This is a genomic window from Hymenobacter negativus (assembly GCF_016056375.1).
GTDB lineage: Bacteria > Bacteroidota > Bacteroidia > Cytophagales > Hymenobacteraceae > Hymenobacter > Hymenobacter negativus_A.
In genome coordinates, this window is record NZ_JAEDAE010000003.1 from 1 (window position 1) to 15,261 (window position 15,261).

At 60.2% G+C, this 15,261-nt stretch carries 12 protein-coding genes; 8 read left to right on the forward strand and 4 right to left on the reverse strand.

Going from position 1 to position 15,261, the window contains the following annotated elements:
- Both I7X13_RS07980 and I7X13_RS07985 read right to left on the reverse strand, forming a co-directional pair.
- The coding region (locus tag I7X13_RS07980; RefSeq protein ID WP_233454717.1) for a sensor histidine kinase at positions 1-1,825 on the reverse strand (1,825 nt) is incomplete at its 3' end.
- 144 nt (positions 1,826-1,969) lie between these two features.
- A complete protein-coding gene (locus tag I7X13_RS07985) occupies positions 1,970-4,036 on the reverse strand; it encodes a S9 family peptidase (protein ID WP_198075079.1) in 2,067 nt (688 codons plus the stop codon).
- Positions 4,037-4,151: 115 nt separating this feature from the next.
- Here I7X13_RS07985 and I7X13_RS07990 point away from each other — a divergent pair, with 115 nt between their 5' ends.
- On the forward strand, positions 4,152-4,961 hold the full coding sequence (locus I7X13_RS07990) for a class I SAM-dependent methyltransferase (protein ID WP_198075080.1): 810 nt from the start codon (positions 4,152-4,154) through the stop codon (positions 4,959-4,961).
- 100 nt (positions 4,962-5,061) lie between these two features.
- Here the strand turns inward: I7X13_RS07990 and I7X13_RS07995 are convergent, their stop codons facing one another.
- Complete coding sequence (locus I7X13_RS07995) at positions 5,062-5,250, reverse strand: hypothetical protein (RefSeq protein ID WP_198067526.1); 189 nt, start codon at positions 5,248-5,250, stop codon at positions 5,062-5,064.
- A 132-nt stretch (positions 5,251-5,382) separates the two neighbouring features.
- Between I7X13_RS07995 and I7X13_RS08000 the strand changes: the two genes are divergently transcribed.
- From I7X13_RS08000 to I7X13_RS08015, 4 genes are all read left to right on the forward strand, one after another.
- Positions 5,383-5,637, forward strand: coding sequence for a hypothetical protein (locus tag I7X13_RS08000; RefSeq protein ID WP_198075081.1), 255 nt, complete (start codon positions 5,383-5,385; stop codon positions 5,635-5,637).
- Between the two features lie 24 nt (positions 5,638-5,661).
- Positions 5,662-6,387: a hypothetical protein gene (locus I7X13_RS08005; RefSeq protein ID WP_198075082.1), complete on the forward strand. Its 726-nt coding sequence runs from the start codon at positions 5,662-5,664 to the stop codon at positions 6,385-6,387.
- A 25-nt stretch (positions 6,388-6,412) separates the two neighbouring features.
- Positions 6,413-7,105 carry an SHOCT domain-containing protein gene (locus I7X13_RS08010; RefSeq protein WP_198075083.1) on the forward strand — a complete coding sequence of 231 codons (693 nt, stop codon included), beginning with the start codon at positions 6,413-6,415 and terminating at the stop codon, positions 7,103-7,105.
- Between the two features lie 133 nt (positions 7,106-7,238).
- A complete protein-coding gene (locus I7X13_RS08015; RefSeq protein WP_198075084.1) occupies positions 7,239-8,411 on the forward strand; it encodes an L-dopachrome tautomerase-related protein in 1,173 nt (390 codons plus the stop codon).
- An 89-nt stretch (positions 8,412-8,500) separates the two neighbouring features.
- Here I7X13_RS08015 and I7X13_RS08020 read toward each other — a convergent pair whose 3' ends face one another.
- Positions 8,501-9,013: an RlpA-like double-psi beta-barrel domain-containing protein gene (locus tag I7X13_RS08020; protein ID WP_198075085.1), complete on the reverse strand. Its 513-nt coding sequence runs from the start codon at positions 9,011-9,013 to the stop codon at positions 8,501-8,503.
- Between the two features lie 446 nt (positions 9,014-9,459).
- Between I7X13_RS08020 and I7X13_RS08025 the strand changes: the two genes are divergently transcribed.
- The 3 genes from I7X13_RS08025 to I7X13_RS08035 all read left to right on the forward strand — a co-directional run bounded on the left by I7X13_RS08025 (position 9,460) and on the right by I7X13_RS08035 (position 15,038).
- On the forward strand, positions 9,460-12,384 hold the full coding sequence (locus tag I7X13_RS08025) for a 2-oxoglutarate dehydrogenase E1 component (RefSeq protein WP_198075086.1): 2,925 nt from the start codon (positions 9,460-9,462) through the stop codon (positions 12,382-12,384).
- Positions 12,385-12,481: 97 nt separating this feature from the next.
- The gene (gene odhB, locus I7X13_RS08030) at positions 12,482-14,143 is read left to right on the forward strand and encodes a 2-oxoglutarate dehydrogenase complex dihydrolipoyllysine-residue succinyltransferase (RefSeq protein WP_198075087.1); all 1,662 of its coding nucleotides are present in this window, start codon (positions 12,482-12,484) and stop codon (positions 14,141-14,143) included.
- A gap of 292 nt (positions 14,144-14,435) precedes the next feature.
- Positions 14,436-15,038, forward strand: coding sequence for a Crp/Fnr family transcriptional regulator (locus I7X13_RS08035; RefSeq protein ID WP_198075088.1), 603 nt, complete (start codon positions 14,436-14,438; stop codon positions 15,036-15,038).
- Positions 15,039-15,261: the final 223 nt, after the last annotated feature.

The following is a 15,261-nucleotide window of genomic DNA, read 5'->3' on the forward strand; positions in this document are numbered from 1 at the left end:
TGAGTGGCGTGTCCTCGCCCCGGCCGAAACCACGGCCGTCGTCGGACACGCATAGCTCCAGGGCGGTGGAGTGGCGGCGCAGGTGCACCCGCACCTGCCGGGCCTGGGCGTGGCGCACCGCGTTGTTCACCAGCTCGGCCACGATGCGGAAGGCGGCCGACTGCACGGCCGGCGGCAGCTCATCGAGGCCGGGCCCGAAATCGGTGTGCACCTGCGGCGTGCCGTGCAGGTTGAGCATATCGCGCAGCGTGGTGATGGACGTGGTGAGGCGGTTGGTGACCGACTCGGCGGGCAGCAGCACGTGGCTGAGTTGGCGCACCTGGTTGTAGAGTTCGCGCAGAATCTCCTCGGTGAGCTGGCCCACGGCGGCCGCCGCGGGGGCCGAGGCCAGCGCCTCGCGCACGGCCTCGCTTTGCCAGGCCATGTGCAGCGCGGCGATGTTGGGGCCGAGGGCGTCGTGCAGTTCGCGCGCCAGTTGCTCGCGCTCCTCGTCCTGCGCCGCGATGAGGCGGGCGCTGTGGGCGTTGCGCTGGCGCAGGTGCTGCACCCGCAGCCGGGCATTGTGGCGCAACGTGTGCCGGAAGCGGCCGGTGAGCAGCGCGCTCAGCACCAGCAGTTCCAGCACCAAGCCCCAGGCCAGCGTGTTGGGATAAACGGGATTGAAGCTGGTTAGGCCCAGATGATTCAGCCAGAAAATGCCGTAGCCGATGAAAAAGAACAGATACGTGAGGGCGTAGTACGCCGCCAGCCGCCGCCAGCGCCGGTGCAGCAGCAGGGCAATCAGCACCACCCAGCCGTAGCCGAACACCAGTACCATTAGCAGTTCGCGCGCCCAGTTCAGCGCTTCTACGGTGGGCAGGTTGTGGCGCACGGCCCACTGAAACAGCCCGGCGTAGCCCGCCACAAACGCCACGGCCATGCCCGCCAGCCAGTTGCCAGCCCGGTACAGGCGCGGCCACCCGCCCCGCAACCGCAAAAACAGCTGCATAATGCCGATGCCCGCTGCCCCCGCCAGCAACATAAAGTTGTATTGCCCCATCGACCACAGCAGCCGGTACGGCCCTGCCGGCAGCAGCATGGCGTCCAGCCCGTCCTCCATCATCAAAAACAGCGTCACGGCCAGCACGTAGGCCACGTACCAGAGGTGAATGCGGTCGCGCAGAAACGCAAACAGCACGAGGTTGAATAAGGCGCTGCTCAAATAAAAGCCCAGCAGCCACACCCAATGCCGCTCAAATGGAAAACCCATTTCCCAAGCCAGAAAATGCTCGGTGGTTTCGATGTAGGTGGGCAGATAGATACCGCCCGTATGGGCATCCAAGCGCAGGTAGAGCACGGCCGCCTCGCCGGGCTCCAGCGCAAACGGGAAGCTGAGCGAACGGGCCGGGAAAGTGCGCTCGGCCGCCGGCACCCAGGAGCTGGCCGCGCCCAGGCGGGTAAACTTGGCCTCGCCCGCCCGCCGGCAGTACAGCGCCGCGCTGTCGGTGAAGTTGAAAATGCTCCACAGGAAGCGCAGGCGCTGGGGCTCGGTGTTGCGCACCGGCAGGCGCATCCACACGCGGCGGTGCATCAGGCCCAGGTTTAGGGTTTTGTGCCAGGGGCCGGGCCGGAAGCGGCCGGCGCGCCACGCGGCTTCGGCATGCTCGGGGTCGGCGGGCGTGGAGCCGAAGGGCTCAGTGTAGTAGCGGTAGGCTTCCGAAATGTGGGCGCCCTTGGGGTCTTTCAGCAGCAGTGTGTCGCGCAATACGTGCAGTTCTGGTGCGGTTTGGGCCGCCTGGACCCGCCACCAGCTCAGCATAAGTACCATGAATAGACAAAACCGCATAGGCAGATAGTCGATGACTGCTGAATCGGCAAATAACAATTAATTCATTGATGGTTCATCTTCTGTGAAAAAATAAATCCGGCCGCGTGCGGCTGATTATCAGTCCCACGCGGCCGGATTGAAACGTACTGGCGTTAGTTGCGGCTATTTAGCGGCCGTGCCGTCGGGCTTCAACGTGCGGCCCAACCACTCAAAAAACACCCGCTGCCAGAGCACCGAGTTCTGCGGCTTCATCACCCAATGCCCTTCGTTGGGCAGGTACAGAAACCGGCTCGGAATGCCGCGCAACTGCGCCGTGCCGAAAGCCTCCATCGCCTGCCCCTCGGGCACCCGGAAATCCTTGCCGCCGGTGATGACGAGGATGGGCGTATCCCACTTGCCCACGAACTGCTGGGGGTTGAATTCCTGGTAAGATTTGGCCTGGGGCACGTCCCAGGGCGCGCCGCCCATGTCGTGCTTGGCGAAGAACATTTCCTCGGTGCTGGGGTACCAACTGGTGAGGTTGAAGAGGCCGTCGTGGGCGATGAACGTCTTGAAGCGGCCCTCGTGGTGGCCGGCCAGGTAATACACCGAGTAGCCGCCGTAGCTGGCGCCCACGCAGCCGCGCCGGTCCTTGTCCACAAATGGCTCCTTGCTCACCGCATCAATGGCCGAGAGGTAGTCCCGAATCGGCTGCCCGCCCCAGTCACCCGAAATGGCATCATTCCACTCGCGGCCGAAGCCGGGCAGGCCGCGCCGGTTGGGCGCCACCACGATGTAGCCGTTGGCCGCCATCAGCTGGAAATTCCAGCGGTAGCTCTGGCTCTGGGTAATGGGCGACTGCGGCCCGCCCTGGCAGTAGAGCAGCGTGGGGTACTTCTTGGCCGGGTCGAAATCGGGCGGGTAAATCACGTACACCTGCATCTGCTTGTTGTCGGTGGTGGTCACGCGGCGGTCCTCCACCTTGCCCATTTTGATGCCGGCCAGCTCCTCTTTATTGATGGTGGTCAGCGGCGTTTCCTTGCCCGTTTTCAAATCGAGCCGCACAATGTCGGCAAAGGCCGAAAGAGTAGTGCGGTTGGCCACGGCCTGGTCCTTGCCCACCAGCTCAAACGAGTTGTAATTGTGCGCGCCAGTGGTGAGCTGGCGGATTTTGCCGCCCTTGCCAGGCAGCGAAAACAGCTGTTCGGTGCCTTCCACCACGGCCATGAAGTAGATGGTTTTGCCATCGGCGCTCCAGCGCACGTTGGCCGCGCTCAACTCCGAGCCTTTGGTGATGTCGACGCGCTTTTTGCTGGCGAAATCATACACCACAATTCCGTTGCGGTCGCTCTCAAAGCTTGGCGTGGCCATGCTCAGCCAAGCCACCTGCTTGCCATCGGGCGAGAAGCTGGGCTCGGTGTCGTAGCCGCCCAGGCCCTCGCTCAGGTTCACGGTTTGCTGGTTGTGAATATCATAGAGGTAGATATCCGAGTTGGTGCTTTCGGCCTCGGCCCGGCCCGTCAGTTTGCGGCTGGTGTAGGCAATGCGGTAGCCATCGGGCGAGAAAGCCAGCTGCTCGGAGCCGCCATCGGGCAGCAGCGGCGAGTCGAATTTTTCGCCGGCCATCACATCCTTGCCGTAGCCTTCGGGCTTGCCGTCGGCATTCATCGGCTGAAAGAAAACGTGGCTGGCGAGGTGGTCGTCCCACACATTCCAGTGGCGGTAGTTCAGGTCGTCGATGATTTTGGCGTCGGCCTTGGGCAGGTCCGGGAACATGTCGAGCGTGGTAGGGCTCGATTTCACGTCCTGCGTGTAGAGAATGAAGTTGGCTTTCGGTGCGTATTTCAGGTTGCTCAGGCCCTGGTCGAGGAATTCGCTCAGCTTGGCTTTGCCGCTGCCGTCGGCACTCATCACGTAGAGCTGGTCGGTGCCGCTTTCGCCCGAGATAAAGGTCAGCTTGCCATCGGGCCGCCAGTTCAGGGTGTTTTCCGAGCCGGGCGTGTCGGTGAGTTTCTTCGGCGCACCGCCGGCTACGGGTACGGTCCAGATATCGGCGTTGCCCTTGTTCTCGGCCAGGTTGTATTTGGTCACGGTGTAGGCCACCGTCTTGCCATCGGGCGACACCTGCATTTCGCCCAGCCGACCCAGCTGCCACAGCTTTTCGGGGGTGAGGACGGACGATGGGGGAGGGGTTTGGGCGGCCGCCGCGAGTGGGAGCAAAGCCAGCGCGCCAAGAAAGAGCTTGTTCATGCCCGAAAATTACGGACTGCCGGCACATGGCGTATGAGAGAGCCGCTTGAGTTTATATATGTGATTTGCTATTTAATCAATACATTTAGAATAATCCACTTGTCCTGAACGCGCTATGAAATCAGTTTTCCTCCGTCGCCTCCTGCCCGCCAGCCTCTTACTAGCCGTGGCCCTGCTGCTGATTGCGGCTTCCGCGAAGGCCCAGCAGCCCACCGGCCCCGCGCCCGTCAAGCGCAGCCTGCCGCCCATTCCCGGCCTCGGCCCCGACCCGGTGCTGCCCGCCAACCCCACCGCCGCCCAGCGGGCCGCCTACAACCGCGAACTGGCCGAGCGCACCCGCGTCCGCTGGAATTACCTGCTCACCGATTCGCTAATGCGGGCCCGGGTGCTCAACGAGCAGCCCAATGCCCTACTGGTCGAAACCGTGAAAAACCTCAAGCCCGGCACCGCCCTCGACGCCGACATGGGCGAGGGCCGCAATGCCATTTACCTGGCCCAGCAGGGCTGGCAGGTGACGGGCGCCGACGTGGCCGAAAAAGCCCTGGCCTACGCCCAGAACCGCGCAAAAAAACTAGGCGTAAAAATCACCACCGAAGTAGCCGACATGGCCAAATACGACTGGGGCACCAACAAATGGGACCTCATCGTGCTGAGCTACGCCGGTGGCCGCGACTACGCCGACCGCATCATGCGCGCTCTGAAACCCGGCGGCCTGGTCGTGCTCGAAGCATTTCACATGGACGCTACCGAGAAGCTGCAGGTAGTGGGCGGCGACTACCGCGTATTTTTCAAGACCAACGAATTGCCAAAATTATACACCGCCGCCGGCCTCAAAATCGTGCGCTACGAGGAGCCCATTGGCACCGCCGACTTCACCAAACAGCAGTTGCGGCTGGTAAAAATGGTGGCCCAGAAACCGATGTAATCAACTGCAAATTCAAAGAAAAACCTCCCGCAATCGTTTGCAGGAGGTTTTTCCTTTGCGGGGTGACAGCCACTTGGCGCCGTCGAAACGGACCAAGGAATCAAATATCGGCCTTTTTTCGGCCTGAGCCGCCGGGTTGTTTCCCGCCGCCGTCGTTTTTGTTCACCGTGGCCCAGGCGCGGGCCTCGGCTTCTTTCTCCGAAACGCCCTTTTTCTCATAGCCTTCTTCGATGTGTTCGGCCTGGCGTTTCTGCTTATCGGTGTACTTCGATTTATCTCCCTGAGGCATGGCTGTAGTGAAATAAAAGTGGAAAAACAGAGCCCGTGGCGCCGGGCCACCGGGTTTTTACGCACGGTGCCGGAGGGGAGTTAGGCCGAGCTTACTACCTTCGTACCCGGTTCCGGCCATTTCCCATTTTCTATGCGCCACGTCGCCGACATTCCTCATCCCGCCGTCAAAATCACGCTCCTGGCCTGGAACGGCAAGTTTCTGCTGAAGCTGGAGCAGGGCAACCTGGAGCAGACCTACAAAGTGGCCGAGCTCGACCTGCTCACCGGCTCCGATGCCGAGGTTCGGGAGCTGCTCGATGATGAGTTCTTGGCTGCCGCCATTGCCCGCTTTCAGGCCATGCGCGACGATTTGCAGGCCGCCTTCGACCGCCACGAGCTGCGCTAACCGCTGATTTCAACCCCTTGCGTTATGTCTAAAATTTACTTCCTGCTGCTACTGGCCGGCCTGCTTTCGGCCGCTCCAGCCGCGGCCCAGCTCTACGACGTGCGCCCCGGCGACGTGAACTACAACAAAAAGCCCCGCGCCGCCCTCAAAGTGCAGGTCGATGGCAAGGCCACCGACGTGCGCGAGTATTTCCAGGACTGGATGAAGAGCAGCTACAACGTAAAGTTCAAGACCGGCGGCGTGCTGGGCATGGGCAAAAGCGACGTGCTGATGGCCCGCCAAACCCCCGCCAGCACCATTTCGGGCAAGCTCGTCGACCTCTACGCTACCATCATCGCGCCGTCGGATTCGGTGGCCGAAGTGGCCATTTTTGGCGGGTTCGATGACAACACGTTCTTCGACCTCAGCAGCACTAAGGCTGAGTACGACGCCCTGCGTGCCGTGGCCCAGAACTTTGCGGGCGCGGCCCGGCTCAAGGCTTACCGCGACATGATTGCCGAAGCCGAGAAGAAGCTCAAAGCCACCGAAAAGGAAAAAGACCGCCTCGAAAAGGAGCAGGCCGCCCTGAAGGCCAACACCGCCGCCAACCTGGCCCGCATCGAGGAACTAAAGAAAAAGAACGCCGAAAACCTGCTGCAATCGCGCACCGATTCGGCCTCGCAACTCAAAAACAACAAGCTGCTCGACGAAAGCCGCTTGCGCCTGCAGCGCCGCCGCGACCGCCTTTCGGCCCTCGACCGCAAAAACTAGCCCCGCCGCCGGCCGTATTCTGGTCATGGACAACCCCAATTCGCCCCTCGATACCCTCCGCCAGCTCAAGGAAATGCTGGATGCCGGGGCCATCACGCCCACCGAGTTTGAAGCCCTGAAGCAGCGGCTCGTGTTCACCGCGCCCGCTGCGCCCACGGCTCCCTCTGTTCCAGTCGCGCCAGAACCTGCCGCCCCCGAGCCCGTGGCGCCACCTATGCCGGTTGGGTTCAACCGCCCGCCCATGGCCCCTGAACCGGTTTTGCCGCTTGCCGAAGAATTGCCGGCCCCTGAGCCCGAGCCCGTGTCCTTCACGGCGGGCCCCGAGCCAATGCCCGAGCCTGAGCCTGCCTGGCGAACCCGCAACGAGTTTCCGCCCATGGCCGAAGAACCGGCCCGCAACCCGCTGGCCCTGGTTTTTGCCATCGGCGGCGTGCTGGCGTTTTTGGCCGTGGTACTGTACCTGAACCTCAACCGGCCGCCATCGGAACACATTTCCAGCACCAGCCAAACCGCCGCCGATTCGTTGGCATTGGCGGCGCCCGTCGAGACTGGCCCCCAGGCCGAGCCGCTGCCCGCCACCGTAGCCACTCCCGAAACCGTGCGCGTGGCCCCGGCGCACCCCGCGCCGGTCATTCAGCCCCGCGCCACGCCCACCCGTTCCGATTCGGCCGCAACCGCGCCGCCAACTACTATTTCGGATTCAGCTGCGCGCCAATAAGCCAGCTGTTTTTAAGGCTGGGCTTAACCCTGCTTGCATCAACGTGCGGGCCCACCGGCCGTATGAGAAACCCCAGCCCGCACCGGCTGGGGTTTCCTTTTGCGCTTATCCGTCCTCCTAAACACCGCTAACCATGCTGCTTTCCCGACTCTTATTGCTCAACGCCGCCGCTGGTCTGCTACTGGCGGGCTGTTCGTCGCCCAGCGGCAAAACCGAAAGGGCTGCCACTGGCACTGCCGCCGATTCGACCAACGCCAGCACCGATACGGCCGCTGCCAACTCGCCCCTGCAAGTGGTAGCCGAGTTCACCGACCCGCAGATGGTGGGCGTGGCCGTGGCTCCCGGCGGCGAAATGTTCGCCTGCTTTCCGCGCTGGGACTACAACCCCGTATATCCCATCGCCAAAGTTGGCCCCAACAACACCCTCACGCCGTACCCCAACGCCAGCTGGTGCATGTGGAACGACTCCGTGAAGTCCGAACCGCTCAAGCATTGGATTTGCCCCCAAACCGTATTTGCCGATAAATCCGGCATGGTCTGGATTCTTGACCCTGCCGCGCCCGGCCTGAAATTTACCGTGCCCGGCGGCCCCAAACTGGTAAAAACCGACCCCAAAACCGGCCAGGTCCTGCTTACCATTCCCTTCCCGGCTGATGTAGCACCACGCAAGTCCTACCTCAATGACGTCCGCATCGACCTCCAGAACAACTACGCCTATCTAACCGAATCAGGCACTGGCGCACTCGTTGTCACCGACCTCAAAACGCTGAAATCGCGCCGCCTGCTGGCCAATCATCCTTCCACCAAAGCCGTAAAAGGCCTGGTAGTGAAAGCTGAAGGCCACCCCATGATTGACGCGCAGGGCAAGCCCGCCCAGTTCAACGCCGATGGCATTGCCCTAAGCACTGACAACACTTACCTCTACTACTGCCCACTCACCGGCCACACCCTCTACCGCATTAAAACCGCCGCCCTGCGCGATGCTAAGATGACAGAAGCCCAACTGGCTCAAGCGGTTGAAACCGTGGGCGAAATCCCCGCTTCCGATGGCCTCGAAATCGATGCCGCCAACAACGTCTACCTCACGTCCTTCGAGCAAAGTGCTCTGCTGCGCCGCACGCCTGCCGGCAAAATTGAAACCGTAGCCAAGGATGCCCGCTTGCAATGGCCCGATACCTACAGCTTTGCCGCCGACGGCAACCTGTACGTGGCCAACTCCGCCATCCACAAAACCCCTAACTGGAACAAGGGCGTGGGCCAACCCCGCCAGCCCTTCCGCATTTTCAAAATGGCTTTGCCGAAATAGCGGTTGCCTCGCAATATTCAAAAAACAAAAAAGCCGCTCCTGACTACGGAGCGGCTTTTTGTGCTTTTATAGAATAGCAATAATCGTTTTTACAGCATTGCAATGGGCTGAATCTTCACGTCCTTCTGAAAAATATCGTATTTCTCGCTGGGGTGGGTCAGTACGTCCATGCAGTGATGGTGGCGGCGGTTCATGGTGTCATGAATGGTGTACACGCCGTCTAGTTTGGGCGAGATGCCGCGCACGCGCACCTTGTCGCCAAAGTTGAAAGGGCCGCCCCAGGGCTTCAGCAAGTCGCGCGACAGAGCCATCCAGCGCTTTTTGCTCCCGTAATGCGGTTTGATGCGAGAATTATCGGCGGTGATAAACGGCTCGCTGTCCGTTTGGCTGGCTACAGCCTGGTAGGCGGTGGCCGTCACCGTGTAGGTAAGGGCGCGGGTGGCCAGTTTTTTGGTACTTGCCACGTGCCGCAGCATGGTTCGGTGCGGTATCAGAAACTCCTTGAGCCCCTTCGCTTCGACGGCGGGTGCACTGCGAAAAAGCGGCGTAGTCAGGGCCGCAGCAGCAATAAGTAGGTCGGCTAATAATTTAACATTGTTCATCCAAATAGTATTCGTCCACCCGCCAAAATGCCCGGCAGTATAGGCCCTGCCCGGGCTTTTGAAACGGGCAGGAGGTTATTAACGGTTTGATTAGTAGATAAGTTCTGATAAATCTAAATATCCAATTCGAGAACGGCCTGATGGCGCGTGAAGGTATTATATAGAAAAAACTTTATATAAAGCACGGCTCCTTTACCACTTTCCGCACTCGAATTTTGTGGTTGGAAATTGTGAGATGCCGGGCCATCACTGTCCGGCTTACGTAGAAATAAAGCCGGGCATCCTACCGTTTTTTCGATAAATTGACCATCCAAGTGAACGTGCGGGTCAAACAGGGTTAATGTATTTCTACTGACTATCAGAAAGATTTGTATAACCGAATGCGGGTTTTTACCTGTGTTATAAGCACCTTACTTTTACGCAGCCTTACCTAAGCTGAATTCCCAATGGACTCTTATTCCTATATCGCCAACGCCGACGCGGCGGCCATCGAAACCCTGTATCAGGCGTACCAGCAGAACCCGGAATCGGTGGATTTTGGCTGGCGCAAGTTTTTTGAAGGGTTTGACTTCTCGCAGCAGTTCCCCGAAGGTGCATCCGTAGTGCCCAGCGCGGCCATCAACGGCGCGCCCGCCCCTACCAACGGAGCGGCTAAAGCTGCTGCCCCCGCCGCGCCCCAGGCCGACGACTACGGCGTGCTGAACACCTCCGCCTCGACCAACAACGCGCCCGGCACCCTGGCCAGCGGCGAAGTGGCCGCCGACAAGGAAACGGCCGTTCGCAACCTCATCCACGCCTACCGCAGCCGCGGCCACCTCCGCGCCAAAACCAACCCCGTGCGCGAGCGCAAGGACCGCAAGCCCCGCCTCGACCTTGCCGATTTTGGCTTGGGCGACGCCGATTTGGATACCGTGTTCCGCAACGGCGAAGTGCTGGGCCTCGGCAGCCAGGCCAAGCTGCGCGACATCGTGGCAGCTTTGGAAAAGATTTATACTGGCGCTATCGGCTTCGAGTACATGTACATCCGCGACCCGCAGGTACTGGACTGGTTCCGCGAGAAAGTGGAGCGCGACTCGCTGGCCTTCAACCCCGGCGTGGAGTACAAGAAGCGCATTCTAAAGAAACTGAACGAGGCTGTGGTGTTCGAAAACTTCTTGCATACCAAGTTTTTGGGGCAGAAGCGCTTCTCCTTGGAAGGTGGCGAAACGACCATTCCCGCCCTGGATGCCATCATCGGCAAGGGCGCGGAGCTGGGCGTGAAGGAAGTGATGATTGGCATGGCCCACCGCGGCCGTCTCAACGTGCTGGCCAACATCATGGGCAAGACTTACGAGCAGATTTTCTCGGAGTTTGAAGGCACGGCCGTGCCTGACCTGACCATGGGCGACGGCGACGTGAAGTACCACATGGGCTACAGCTCGGAGGTGGAAACCAGCGGCGGCCAGAAAGTGAACCTGAAGCTGGCGCCCAACCCCTCGCACCTTGAGGCCGTGAACCCCGTGGTGGAAGGCTTCGTGCGCGCTAAAATTGAGCACCAGTACGGCGGCGACTACCACCAGATTTTGCCCATCCTCATCCACGGCGACGCGGCGCTGGCTGGCCAGGGCATTGGCTACGAAGTGACGCAGATGTCGCAGCTCGAAGGCTACAAGACGGGCGGCACCATCCACTTTGTGATTAACAACCAGGTAGGTTTCACGACCGATTTTGAGGACGCCCGCTCGTCGATTTATTCGACGGATTTGGCCAAAATCATCGATGCGCCGGTGGTGCACGTGAACGGCGACGACCCCGAAGCCGTGGTGTTTGCCGTGCAGTTGGCTACGGAGTACCGCCAGCAGTTCCACGCCGATATCTTCATTGACATGGTGTGCTACCGCCGCCACGGCCACAACGAATCGGACGAGCCCAAGTTCACGCAGCCCACGCTCTATAACATCATCTCGAAGCATCAGAACCCGCGTGAGGTGTACAACGCCATGCTGGTGCAGCGCGGCGACGTGGATGCCGAATTGGCTAACCAGATGGACCGCGAATTCCGCGACATGCTCCAGGCCCGATTGGATATGGTGAAGCAAAAACCGCTTCCTTATAAGTACCAGGCCCTCGAAAACGAGTGGCGCAGCCTGCGCCGCAGCACCCCGGAAGACTTCGAGCAGTCGCCTGAAACCGGCATTTCGGCCGAAGTGGTGGAGAAAGTAGCTAAGGCCCTGACCACGATTCCCGACGGTTTCAAGCCCATCAAGCAGATTGATAACCTGCTGAAGGAGCGCCGTAAGATGTTCTACGAAACCCGCTCGCTGAACTGGGCAGCCGGCGAACTGCTGGCCTACGGCTCGCTGCTGAGCGAGAAGCACATTGTGCGCGTGAGCGGCCAGGACGTGCAGCGCGGCACGTTCTCGCACCGCCACGCGGTGCTGCACGATGCCGAAACTTCGGCCCCGTACAACTCGCTCAACTTCATGGAGGGCGACAACGAGAAGCTAAGCATCTACAATTCGTTGCTGAGCGAGTACGCGGTGCTGGGCTTCGAATTTGGCTACGGCATGGCCAACCCCACGGCGCTGGTGATTTGGGAGGCACAGTTCGGCGACTTCGCCAACGGTGCCCAGACCATGATTGACCAGTTTGTGGTAAGCTCCGAAAGCAAGTGGCAGCGCATGAACGGCCTCGTGATGCAGCTGCCCCACGGCTACGAAGGCCAGGGCCCCGAGCACTCCAACGCCCGCCCCGAGCGGTTCTTGCAGCTGGCGGCCGAGAACAACATCGTGGTAGCCAACATCACCACGCCGGCCAACTTCTTCCACGCCTTGCGCCGCCAGCTTACCTGGAGCTTCCGCAAGCCGCTGGTGGTGATGTCGCCGAAGTCGATGCTGCGCCACCCGCTGTGCGTGTCGCCGGTGGAGGATTTCACCAGCGGCCGTTTCCGCGAAGTGCTGGGCGACGATTTTGCCGAAGCCAAAAAGGTGAAGCGCGTGCTGCTGTGCTCGGGCAAAGTGTATTATGACCTGCTGGATGAGCAACGCAATTCCGACCGCAAGGATGTGGCCATTGTGCGGATGGAGCAGCTGCACCCCTTCCCCAAAAAGCAGCTAGATGCAGAACTGGCTAAGTACCCCAAAGCCAAGGTGTACTGGGTGCAGGAAGAGCCCGAAAACATGGGGTACTGGAACTTCATGCTGCGCTACATGCGCCGCGAGCTGGAAGACGTGATTTCGCGTAAGCCTTCGGCCTCGCCGGCCACGGGCTACAACAAAATCCACGTCAAGGAGCAGAAAGACCTCGTGGCCCGCGCCTTCGACAAGCCCAAGGAAGCCGTGGCCGATGCCAACATCAAAGCCACGGTAGAAGTAGCCAAGAAGGAGGAATAACCCCTTCTTGCGGTGAGTTTCGGCTTGTCGTCCGCGCCCGCCGCTTGCAATAAATCAACATCAGAAGAAACTACACTTTCCCACGCCACCCTAGTTTATGGCCCTCGAAATCAAAATTCCCGCCGTTGGCGAATCCATCACCGAAGTCACCATTGCCAAGTGGCTCAAGAAAGACGGCGAGGCCGTGAAGCGCGACGAGGTTATTGCCGAACTGGAATCGGACAAGGCCACGTTTGAACTGCCCGCCGAAGCCGACGGCACCCTGAAAATCCGCGTGGCCGAAGGCGAAACCATCGGCATCGGCACCGTGATTGCCGATTTGGATGGTGCCGCCGCTGGTGCAGCTCCGGCCGCTGCTGCACCCGCACCGGCCCCCGCCAGCGCTCCGGCTGCCGACCCCATCAATAGAGGCGAGGAAAACCCCGCTGCCAGCGACCAAGCCGGCTACGGCGGCACCCCGGCAGGGGGCGCGGCCCAGGCTGTTCCGGCCGCTGCTCCCGCTGCTGGCGGAGGTTCGGTAGAAATGAAAATTCCCACCGTGGGCGAATCCATCACGGAGGTGACGGTGGCCAAATGGCTGAAAGAAGACGGTGCCCAGGTAAGCCGCGACGAGGTGATTGCCGAGCTGGAATCAGACAAAGCCACGTTTGAGCTGCCCGCCGAAGCGGCCGGCACCCTGCGCCACGCCGTGAAGGAAGGCGAAACCATCAGCATCGGCGCGGTGATTGCGCGCATCGAGGGCGGTAGCGGTGTTTCGGCTGCTCCGGCCCCGGCGGCTGCTCCGGCAGTAACTACCGCTGCTCCCGTGGCGGCGCTGGCTTCGGCTCCGGCCGCTGGTGGCGCGGCTACTTATGCTACTGGCGTGCCTTCGCCGGCTGCGGGTAAGATTCTCGGTGAGAAAGGCATTGCTGCTGGCGACGTAGCCGGTACCGGCCGCGACGGTCGCATCACGAAGGAGGATGCCCAGAACGCGCAGGCCAAGCCCGCGGCTCCGGTAGCTGCTCCGGTTGCATCGGCTCCTGCAACTGCTCCGGCCGCTGCACCCGCCACGGGCGGCAGCCGCGAAGTGCGCCGCGAGCGCATGAGCAACCTGCGCAAAACGGTGGCTCGCCGTCTGGTGACGGTGAAGAACGAAACGGCCATGCTCACCACCTTCAACGAGGTGAACATGCAGCCCATCATGGACCTGCGCAACAAGTTCAAAGACAAGTTCAAGGAGAAAAATGGCGTGGGCCTGGGCTTCATGTCCTTCTTCACCAAAGCCGTGTGCGTGGCCCTGAAAGAGTGGCCCGCCGTGAATGCTCAGATTGATAACGGTGAAATTGTGTACTCCGACTTTGCCGACATCAGTATCGCCGTATCGGCCCCCAAAGGCCTTGTGGTGCCCGTGATTCGCAACGCCGAGCAGCTTTCGTTCGACGGCATTGAGAAAGAAGTGGTGCGCCTGGCCGGCCTGGCCCGCGACAACAAGCTCACCATCGAGCAGATGAGCGGTGGCACGTTCACCATCACCAATGGCGGGGTATTCGGCTCTATGCTCAGCACGCCGATTATCAACGCGCCGCAGTCGGCCATTCTGGGTATGCACAACATCATTCAGCGCCCCGTGGCCGAAAACGGCCAGGTGGTTATCCGCCCCATGATGTACCTCGCCCTGAGCTACGACCACCGCATCATCGACGGCCGCGAGTCGGTTTCGTTCCTGGTGCGGGTGAAGGAATTGCTCGAAGACCCCACTCGTCTCTTATTGGGAGTGTAATTCCGGATTTAGGATTTTTTGAATGCCAATTCCCATTGCGGGAATTGGCATTTTTGCTTTATTGGCGTTATAACAAACAAAACGCACGACGAAAAGGGTTTTTAGCCTGTCGAATAAAATTTGAGTAATTGATTTATTCCGTGGCATGTTATATTTGAGCCTGATTAGAAAGCTCTATCGATACGTCATGGGAAAATTTATTACGCCGGTTTGTCAGAACTGTCCCAACCGCAAAGGGCCACTGATGGGATGCTGTCAGCTGGAGGAATTAGACTTTATCGCCGGCAGCAAAGTGTCGCAGAGTTATCAGAAAGGCCAGCGTATTTTCCATGAGGGCAGCCCGGCGCTGGGCCTACACTGCGTGAATCAGGGCAAAATCAAGGTGACCAAAGCCAGCGGCGAAGGGAAGGAGCAAATCGTGCAGCTGGCCAAAGGCGGCGATGTGCTGGGCTTCCAGTCGGTGCTCACCGATACCCGGTATTCAACTTCGGCCGTAGCCCTCGAAGACTGCGTGGTGTGCTTCATCCCGCGCTCCGATTTTTTTCGGGTGTGGCAGTCCAACGTGCAGTTCTCTACCTCATTGATGCAGATGATGGCCCGGGCGTTAGGCGCGGCCGAGGTGCAAATGCTGCACCTGGCCTACAAGCCGGTGCGCGAGCGGCTGGCCGGCGCTCTGCTGCTGCTGGCCCGCACCTTCCGCAAGGGCGATGAAGCGGAGATTTTCAGCATGTCTATTTCGCGTGAAGACCTAGCTTCGCTGGTGGGCACGGCCAAGGAAACGGCTATCCGGCTGCTTTCCGAGTTTAAAGAAGCTGGCATCATTGCTTCGCGCGGCAGCGAAGTCACCATTTTGAATATTGGCGAGCTGAGCCAGATAGCGGCGCTGTACGATTAGTTGTTGCGATGAAAAGCGGGGGTAGCCATCCAATTTGATACCCCCACTATATCGGTTGTCCGAAGCCCGGCGAACGTCATTCAACTCGGTGGCGCTTCGGCGGGCTTCGTTGGTTTGGATACAAAAAGTGAGACTGGTATTTATTGTTTTAATTATATTTTATATAGCACGGTAGTGGCGGAAATGTTAACCTAAATCATAACCAAAAATGACGTAGGTCATT